Annotated in this window: 7 protein-coding genes and 1 pseudogene; 5 read left to right on the forward strand and 3 right to left on the reverse strand. The window is 33.5% G+C overall.

What is annotated here, in order from left to right:
• The first annotated feature begins 193 nt into the window (after positions 1–193).
• On the forward strand, positions 194–1,168 hold the full coding sequence (locus tag ACTG3Y_RS12900; RefSeq protein ID WP_439153333.1) for a polyprenyl synthetase family protein: 975 nt from the start codon (positions 194–196) through the stop codon (positions 1,166–1,168).
• Positions 1,168–1,518: a hypothetical protein gene (locus ACTG3Y_RS12905; RefSeq protein ID WP_439153334.1), complete on the forward strand. Its 351-nt coding sequence runs from the start codon at positions 1,168–1,170 to the stop codon at positions 1,516–1,518. The genes ACTG3Y_RS12900 and ACTG3Y_RS12905 overlap by 1 nt, the downstream gene beginning before the upstream one ends.
• Here ACTG3Y_RS12905 and ACTG3Y_RS12910 read toward each other — a convergent pair.
• Positions 1,515–2,057, reverse strand: a complete 543-nt coding sequence (locus ACTG3Y_RS12910; protein WP_439153335.1) for an alpha-ketoglutarate decarboxylase — start codon at positions 2,055–2,057, stop codon at positions 1,515–1,517. The two genes, ACTG3Y_RS12905 and ACTG3Y_RS12910, sit on opposite strands and share 4 nt — an antisense overlap.
• A gap of 115 nt (positions 2,058–2,172) precedes the next feature.
• Here ACTG3Y_RS12910 and ACTG3Y_RS12915 point away from each other — a divergent pair, with 115 nt between their 5' ends.
• Both ACTG3Y_RS12915 and odhB read left to right on the forward strand, forming a co-directional pair.
• Positions 2,173–4,938 carry a 2-oxoglutarate dehydrogenase E1 component gene (locus ACTG3Y_RS12915; protein WP_439153336.1) on the forward strand — a complete coding sequence of 922 codons (2,766 nt, stop codon included), beginning with the start codon at positions 2,173–2,175 and terminating at the stop codon, positions 4,936–4,938.
• Positions 4,939–4,975: 37 nt separating this feature from the next.
• Entirely contained in the window at positions 4,976–6,232 is a 1,257-nt protein-coding gene (gene odhB / locus ACTG3Y_RS12920) for a 2-oxoglutarate dehydrogenase complex dihydrolipoyllysine-residue succinyltransferase (RefSeq protein WP_439153337.1), read from the forward strand.
• A 334-nt stretch (positions 6,233–6,566) separates the two neighbouring features.
• Here the strand turns inward: odhB and ACTG3Y_RS12925 are convergent, their stop codons facing one another.
• Together ACTG3Y_RS12925 and ACTG3Y_RS12930 are read right to left on the reverse strand one after the other, a co-directional pair.
• On the reverse strand, positions 6,567–7,190 hold the full coding sequence (locus tag ACTG3Y_RS12925) for a response regulator (RefSeq protein WP_439153338.1): 624 nt from the start codon (positions 7,188–7,190) through the stop codon (positions 6,567–6,569).
• A gap of 45 nt (positions 7,191–7,235) precedes the next feature.
• A complete protein-coding gene (locus tag ACTG3Y_RS12930) occupies positions 7,236–7,694 on the reverse strand; it encodes a retropepsin-like aspartic protease (protein ID WP_439153339.1) in 459 nt (152 codons plus the stop codon).
• A 48-nt stretch (positions 7,695–7,742) separates the two neighbouring features.
• Between ACTG3Y_RS12930 and ACTG3Y_RS12935 the strand changes: the two are divergent.
• Positions 7,743–7,902: pseudogene (locus ACTG3Y_RS12935) on the forward strand (TatD family hydrolase); the annotation flags it as partial.

Consider the following 7,902-nt stretch of genomic DNA (forward strand, 5'->3'; position numbering starts at 1 on the left):
TCATCCATTGTTACACTTTTAAAACCAAGTGTAAGAAACAAATCTGATGACTTATGTAAAATATTTTCTCGCATAACAGGCTGCAAATGTAACAATGGAAACTTTAAAAACAATAAAAGTTTCCAAAGTTTTAATAATTTTTTAACACAGGTAACATTAGCTTTAAATTGGCGCAAAGTCTTATTTTTGTCTTATGCAAAACATAAAAGTTTACCAGAAGTCTTTTATAGAATATTTAGAAGCTTTCGCAGTAGAAAAAGAGCCTAAGAATTTATATGAACCTGTTAATTATATATTAAAGCTTGGAGGAAAACGCTTACGACCGGTTTTAACTTTAATGACAACAGATATATTTGGTGGTAATACAAAAGCTGCTCTAGATGCCGCATTATCTGTTGAGGTTTTTCATAATTTTTCATTAATTCATGATGATATTATGGATGATGCACCACTTAGACGTGGCAAAAAAACAGTTCACGAAAAGTGGGATTTAAACACAGGAATTCTCTCTGGTGACGCTATGCTAATTTTAGCTTATCAGCTTTTTGAAAATTATGAACCTGACGTTTTTCAGGCATTAGCTCAGCTATTTAGTAAGACGGCTTTAGAAGTTTGTGAGGGTCAGCAATATGACATTGATTTTGAAACCAGAGACGATGTTACTATACCAGAGTATTTAAAAATGATTGAATACAAAACTGCAGTATTAGTTGGTGCAGCCATGAAAATGGGAACCATTGTTGCCAGAGCATCAGAAGACAATCAAAATGCGATTTACGATTTTGGACGTTATTTAGGGATAGCATTTCAATTACAAGATGATTATTTAGATGCTTTTGGAAATCCTGAAACCTTCGGAAAGCAAGTTGGTGGAGATATTTTGGAAAACAAAAAGACTTATTTATACTTAAAAACTTTAGAACTTGGTTCTTCAGATGAGCAATCTGATTTAATCCAAACTATCTCTGACAATTCAATCTCAGATGAGGATAAGGTGAGTAGAGTTAAAACCATGTTTAATAACTCTGGTGCTTCAGATGCAACTCAAAATGCAGTTAAAGATTACACTAACAAAGCCTTTAGGGTTTTAGAAGCTTTAAATATTTCTGAAGATAAAAAACAGCTATTAAGACTATTTGGCGAGCAATTAATGAATAGACGCGTATAATGTCTTTACCAACTAATTTTGAAGAATTAATCTCCGAAGCTACTTCATTACATCTATATAATAAGCTTATTTTACAGCTAAATAAAGATTTAGTCTTGGCGAACATCGATTTAGAATTTGATGAAGAAACTTTACCGACGAGCTTAAAGTTGGTACTTCAGGAAACCGTTTTTCATCTGATTCAGAACAAATTTTCAGACTACTTAAATTTATTGTATCAAGTTGATGTTTCAGAATTAAAAATTAGATCACTAGATGGTGATGATGTGATAAAACTATCAGAAGATGTTACGTTTCTAATTCTTCAGCGCGAATGGCAAAAGGTTTGGTATAAGGCTAGGTTTTCTTAAAACCAAAATCTAACAAATGGCATCCAGGCTTGGTTTTGAATACTCTTATCTTCATCATATAAAACATCATAACGAATTCCAAAAGTTATATTACCACTACGATAACCAGCACCTAAAAATAATGCTGGATACCAATAACTATCATCAACATTAGAGACAAATTGTTCGTCAAAATCTCTATTTACATATAATTGTTCAAACTCAGTAGAGATTTGTAGTTCTCTGTAGGGATTAAAAAGACCAATAACACTTCCTCCAATAACTGTAGATTTAAAGACATCGCGCTGAGAGCTATATTGAAAGTTAAGCCCAACACCTGTGGATAAATAGATGTTATGTCTGTAAATCGCTGCTGGAGCCAAAGCGCCACTAAAAAAGCCATCACCAAAATTAAGCCCAATACCACCGCCAAACTGTACGTTTTTCCAGAAACTGTCGTTATTAGAATTATCTTGAGAATTTGAGCATAATGTAATGGAGCCTATTAAAAAACAGAGAATTACTATTTTATTTAAATAAGTTAAGTTCAAATTTATCATCTTGATAATTGTTGGTTTTCTAATTGTTATAAATATAATAAATCCGCATCTATATTTGGCAAAAGTTGTATTTTTGAAAAAATTTTGTTGAAACGACAACGGCTCAAAAAAAGTAATGGATAAATATTCCTTTCTCAACGCAGCACACACGGCATATTTTGCCGATTTGTATGACCAATACCTAAAAAATCCTGATTCCGTAGAACCAAGTTGGCGTGCCTTTTTTCAAGGTTACGATTTTGGGTCGGAAAGCTATGGATTAGAAGGAGAAATTATTGACGGGGTTTCTACTCAAATCCCAGAACAATTACAGAAAGAATTTCAGGTTGTAAAACTAATCGATGGTTACAGAAATAGAGGTCATTTATTTACAAAGACTAACCCGGTTAGAGCAAGACGTAAATATGCACCACCACTAGAAATTGAAAATTTTGGACTCTCAAAAAAAGATTTAAATACTGTTTTTTCTGCTGGCGAAATTATTGGGCTAAAAACAGCTTCATTACAAAATATTATAGATCATTTAGAACGTATTTATTGCGATTCTATTGGTGTGGAGTATATGTATATAAGAAAACCTGAAGAGATTGAATGGATTCAAAATAAACTTAACGTCAATGACAATCACACCAAATTTACAAAGGATGAGAAAAAATACATTCTTAAGAAATTAAATCAGGCGGTTTCGTTTGAATCGTTTTTACATACAAAATACGTCGGTCAAAAACGATTTTCTTTAGAAGGTAATGAATCTCTTATTCCTGCTGTTGATGCTATCATTGAAAAAGCAGCAGACCAAGGAGTAAAAGAATTTGTTATGGGTATGGCACACAGAGGACGCTTAAGTACCTTAACAAATATATTTGGAAAATCTGCTAAAGATATTTTCAGTGAATTTGATGGAAAAGATTACGAAGAAGAGGTGTTTGATGGTGACGTTAAATATCACTTGGGATGGACAAGTAACCGAGAAACCTACAATAACTTAAAAATTAATCTCAATATTGCACCGAATCCGTCTCACTTAGAAACGGTTGGAGCAGTAGTTCAAGGTATTACAAGAGCCAAGCAAGACAAAAATGAGATCGAAAATGCATCTCAGGTTTTACCAATAGTGGTGCATGGAGATGCAGCTATTGCAGGACAAGGATTGGTGTATGAGGTCGTTCAAATGGCAAAGTTAGATGGTTATAAAACTAATGGCACCATTCATATTGTTGTTAATAATCAAATAGGTTTTACAACCAATTATTTAGATGCGCGCTCAAGTACGTATTGTACTGATGTTGGTAAAGTAACCTTATCTCCAGTATTACATGTCAATGCTGATGATGCTGAAGCAGTAGTGCATGCAGCAATGTTTGCATTAGATTTTAGAATGCAGTTCAAAAGAGATGTTTTTATTGACTTATTAGGTTATAGAAAATATGGTCATAATGAAGGTGATGAACCTAAATTTACACAACCATTATTATATAAAGCAATAGCCAAGCATAAAAACCCACGAGATATATATGCGCAAAGACTTATAAAAGAAGGAGTCATTGATGAAGGATATATTAAACATATTGAGGCCAAATACAAAGCACAACTTGAAGAAAAATTAGAAGATTCTCGAAAAGAAGACAAGACTGAAATTACTGCGTTTATGCAGGAAGAATGGGAAGGATTTACTAGAGTTGCTGAAGATGTTATGATGAAACCTGTAGACACTAAGGTCTCAAAGAACGTTTTAAAAGACATCACTAAAGTAATTTCTAATCTTCCAGAGGATAAAAAATTCATTAGAAAAATTCAGCGTTTAATTGAATCAAGACAAACCATGTTCGATGAGAATCGATTAGATTGGGCAATGGCTGAGCATTTAGCCTATGGTTCTTTGTTGCTTGAAGGTTATAATGTTAGAATTTCAGGTCAGGATGTAGAACGAGGGACATTCTCTCATAGACATGCCGTTGTTAAAGTAGAGGATAGCGAAGAAGAAATTATCTTACATAATAGAATCTCTAAAGAGCAAGGTCGATTCAATATCTATAATTCATTACTATCAGAATATGGAGTTGTTGGATTTGATTATGGTTATGCCATGGCAAGTCCAAATACGTTAACTATTTGGGAAGCACAGTTTGGTGATTTTAGTAATGGAGCTCAGATTATGATTGACCAGTATATATCTTCTGGTGAAGACAAATGGAAGACTCAAAATGGTTTAGTAATGTTGTTGCCTCATGGTTATGAAGGTCAAGGTGCTGAGCATTCATCTGGTCGTATGGAGCGTTATTTACAAATGTGTGCAAAGGATAATATGTTTATTGCAGATTGTACCACACCAGCCAATATGTTTCATTTGCTACGTAAACAAATGAAGGCTAATTTTAGAAAACCGCTTATTGTATTTACACCAAAGAGTTTGTTACGTCATCCAAAAGTAGTATCTACTGTAGATGACTTTGCTAATGGTAGCTTTCAAATGCTTATTGATGACGAAACCGCTAAAACAACCAACGTACGAACCTTGGTTTTTGTTACAGGAAAATTCTATTACGATTTATTAGAGGAAAAAGAGAAACAAGAAAGAGAAGATGTTGCTTTGGTAAGAATTGAGCAATTATTTCCGTTACCAGCAGAACAAATACGAGCAATTTTAAAGAAATACAATAATGCTGATGATGTTGTTTGGGCACAAGAAGAGCCTCGAAATATGGGAGCTTATAGCCATATTTTAATGCATATAGATGAAGCCAAAGCGTGGAGGTCAGCGAGTCGAAGACCTTATGGCGCACCTGCAGCAGGGAGTTCAATACGTTCAAAAATAAGACATCAACAAGTTATTGATTACGTTTTTGATAAAACAAAAAACAATCAGAGAAAACAGAAATAAAACTAACTCGAATTAGAGCTTAAATATAATAAAGCCCATGATTTTAGAAATGAAAGTGCCTTCACCAGGCGAATCAATTACCGAAGTAGAAATTGCAGAGTGGTTAGTGCAAGACGGAGATTATGTAGAGAAAGACCAAGCTATTGCTGAGGTAGATAGTGATAAAGCAACTTTAGAATTACCTGCAGAAGCTAGTGGTACCATAACACTAAAAGCTGAAGAAGGTGATGCTGTTGAAGTAGGAGCCGTAGTTTGTTTAATTGATACTAGCGCAGAACCTGAAGCTGATGCTTCTACAACCTATAAAGGTGGTGATGAAGGAGGCAACGATGAGAATGTCGCAGAAAAATTAAAGAAGGAGCAAGAGCAAACACCAGATACAGGAGAAAAAGCTCCTAACCCTGCTGATAAGACCTATGCTACCGGAACAGCAAGTCCAGCAGCTAAAAAGATATTGGCTGAAAAAGGAATTGAAGCTAGTTCTGTTGCTGGAACAGGTAAGGATGGTCGCATAACTAAAGATGATGCGGTTAATGCCGTTCCTTCAATGGGAACTCCGACAGGAGGAAATAGAAGTACTTCTCGTAGTAAAATGTCTATGTTACGTCGTAAAGTAGCGGAGCGTTTAGTTGAAGCAAAAAACACCACAGCCATGTTAACCACGTTTAACGAGGTTGATATGTCTCCAATTTTTGATTTACGTAAGCAATACAAAGAAGATTTTAAATCAAAGCATGGTGTAAGTCTTGGGTTTATGAGTTTCTTTACTTTAGCAGTCGTAAGAGCATTAAAGCTATATCCTGCGGTTAATTCTATGATTGATGGAAAAGAAATGTTAACTTATGAATTTGTAGATATTAGTATTGCAGTTTCAGGACCAAAAGGTCTTATGGTGCCAGTTATTAGAAATGCTGAAAATTTATCGTTTAGAGGTGTTGAGTCAGAAGTTAAGAGATTGGCAATAAGGGCTCGCGATGGACAAATCACGGTAGATGAAATGACTGGCGGTACATTTACTATTTCTAATGGTGGGGTATTTGGAAGTATGTTATCTACACCAATTATTAATCCTCCACAAAGTGGTATCTTAGGAATGCATAATATTGTGGAGCGACCAGTTGCTATTGAAGGAAAAGTTGAAATAAGACCTATTATGTATGTAGCCTTGTCCTACGATCACAGAATCATTGATGGAAAAGAATCTGTAGGATTCTTGGTTGCAGTAAAAGAGGCTTTAGAAAATCCAGTTGAGCTACTTATGGATAATAATCCTAAGAAAGCGTTGGAAATGTAATTACATAAAAAAGACAAATTAAAAAAGCGCAATTTCATTGAAAATGCGCTTTTTTACTCTAACTAACAAAGAGCAACTAACTAAAATTAACTAAAAAAAATAACAGCTACATTGGCTGATATGACTATTACTGAACTTACTATAAGTAGTGCAATAAATAGTTTATCTTTTTTTTCTGTGTTATTGTTTAATGATTGCATAGTACATATTTTAAAAAAGCTCTGAAGTAATATTTAGTTCAGAGCTTTTTGAACTTAATTTGAGGCATTGATTAATAGCTGATGTAAAATTGCAATTTTTTTTAAAGCAATACTATACGTAGAACTACGTATTTTTACAGATATATCGAATTTTCTTTTGCGAATAAATATAAACTAGCTGATTTTGAGTCTAGTGCAAGTTTGGTTCTGATATGACTTTTATGTTTTTCTACGGTTCTCGAAGAGATATATAGCTCCTTTGCTATTTCTTTGGCAGTTTTATTGTCTGCAATGAGCTTAAGAACTTTTCTTTCTGACTCTGTGAGTGTCTTTAATTTTTCAGGTGGATTATTTGCTTTTAAATAAGAAATTAATTCTGGGCTAAAATAAGGTTTGTTTTTTACAACAGATGCAATGCAATTGTTGATTTCATCTAATGCAAATTCCTTTAATACGTAACCAAAAACATCTAATGATTTAGCCTTGTTATAAATCAATTCATCTTTTTCAAAGGTAATTAATATGATTTTAGTTGGTAGTTTAGAATCTCTACATTTTTTAGCAATTTCTAACCCAGTATAAAAAGGCATTTTTATATCTAAAATAGCAATGTCTGGCGCATGAGCCTTAATTAATGCAAGAGCCTGTTTTCCATTTTTAGCACTTGCCAAAACATTGTAGTTGTTTTCGTCTAAATAGTCTTGGAGACCTTTTAACACCAAAGGATGGTCGTCTGCAATAATTATGGTTGGGTTCATGTTGCTATTAATTCTCTAAGGGAATTGTGAAGATACTAAGATTCTTTATTTTTTTGGAATTTCATTGAGCTTTAAATAGAGGTGTTTTTTTTGGTAATCAATTATTGCTTTCCCTTTCTTAAGCATATCAGCACCAATTATTCCATCTACAGGATCTGCGTTATGATTAATGAGACCATTGTTGACATGCGATAAATTAAAAAGTATTAAAGCAACGCTCTTTTTTTGCCATTTTCCAATCTTTACAAGGTTTGAACTAGATACTTTGGTAATCATATCTGATGCTCCAGCACCAACAGCTTTAATTTCAGAATCTTTAACTTTTAAGTTAAAACGATCAATAGCTTCAAAACCAACGCAACTACTTGAGGCTCCGGTGTCTAAAATAAACCGTCCTTTTGTTCCGTTTATAGTAGCTTTAATTTCAAAGTGATTGGTTTTTGTGAGTTTTAATTTAATCTTAGAATACCCTTTATTTATAAGGAAGTCTTTTAACGTTTCCATTTTTACAATTTGTGTAAATATAATCATCTAAACAATTACTTTTGCAGAATGATAATTACAGATACACACACACATTTATATAGTGAAGCTTTTGAGGATGACCGAATAGAAATGATTAAACGAGCCATAGATGCTAATGTTACCCGTTTTTTTATTCCTGCAATAGATTCTAGTTATACTGATTCAATGATAGAATTAGAGAAAGAAT

Origin of the sequence: Winogradskyella sp., assembly GCF_965656915.1 — a bacterium.
Lineage (GTDB): Bacteria > Bacteroidota > Bacteroidia > Flavobacteriales > Flavobacteriaceae > Winogradskyella.

Coding starts and splice junctions, on each gene's coding strand:
- ACTG3Y_RS12900 (WP_439153333.1), top strand. CDS start 194: ATGCAAAACATAAAAGTTTACCAGAAGTCTTTTATAGAATATTTAGAA.
- ACTG3Y_RS12905 (WP_439153334.1), top strand. CDS start 1,168: ATGTCTTTACCAACTAATTTTGAAGAATTAATCTCCGAAGCTACTTCA.
- ACTG3Y_RS12910 (WP_439153335.1), bottom strand. CDS start 2,057: ATGATAAATTTGAACTTAACTTATTTAAATAAAATAGTAATTCTCTGT.
- ACTG3Y_RS12915 (WP_439153336.1), top strand. CDS start 2,173: ATGGATAAATATTCCTTTCTCAACGCAGCACACACGGCATATTTTGCC.
- odhB (WP_439153337.1), top strand. CDS start 4,976: ATGATTTTAGAAATGAAAGTGCCTTCACCAGGCGAATCAATTACCGAA.
- ACTG3Y_RS12925 (WP_439153338.1), bottom strand. CDS start 7,190: ATGAACCCAACCATAATTATTGCAGACGACCATCCTTTGGTGTTAAAA.
- ACTG3Y_RS12930 (WP_439153339.1), bottom strand. CDS start 7,694: ATGGAAACGTTAAAAGACTTCCTTATAAATAAAGGGTATTCTAAGATT.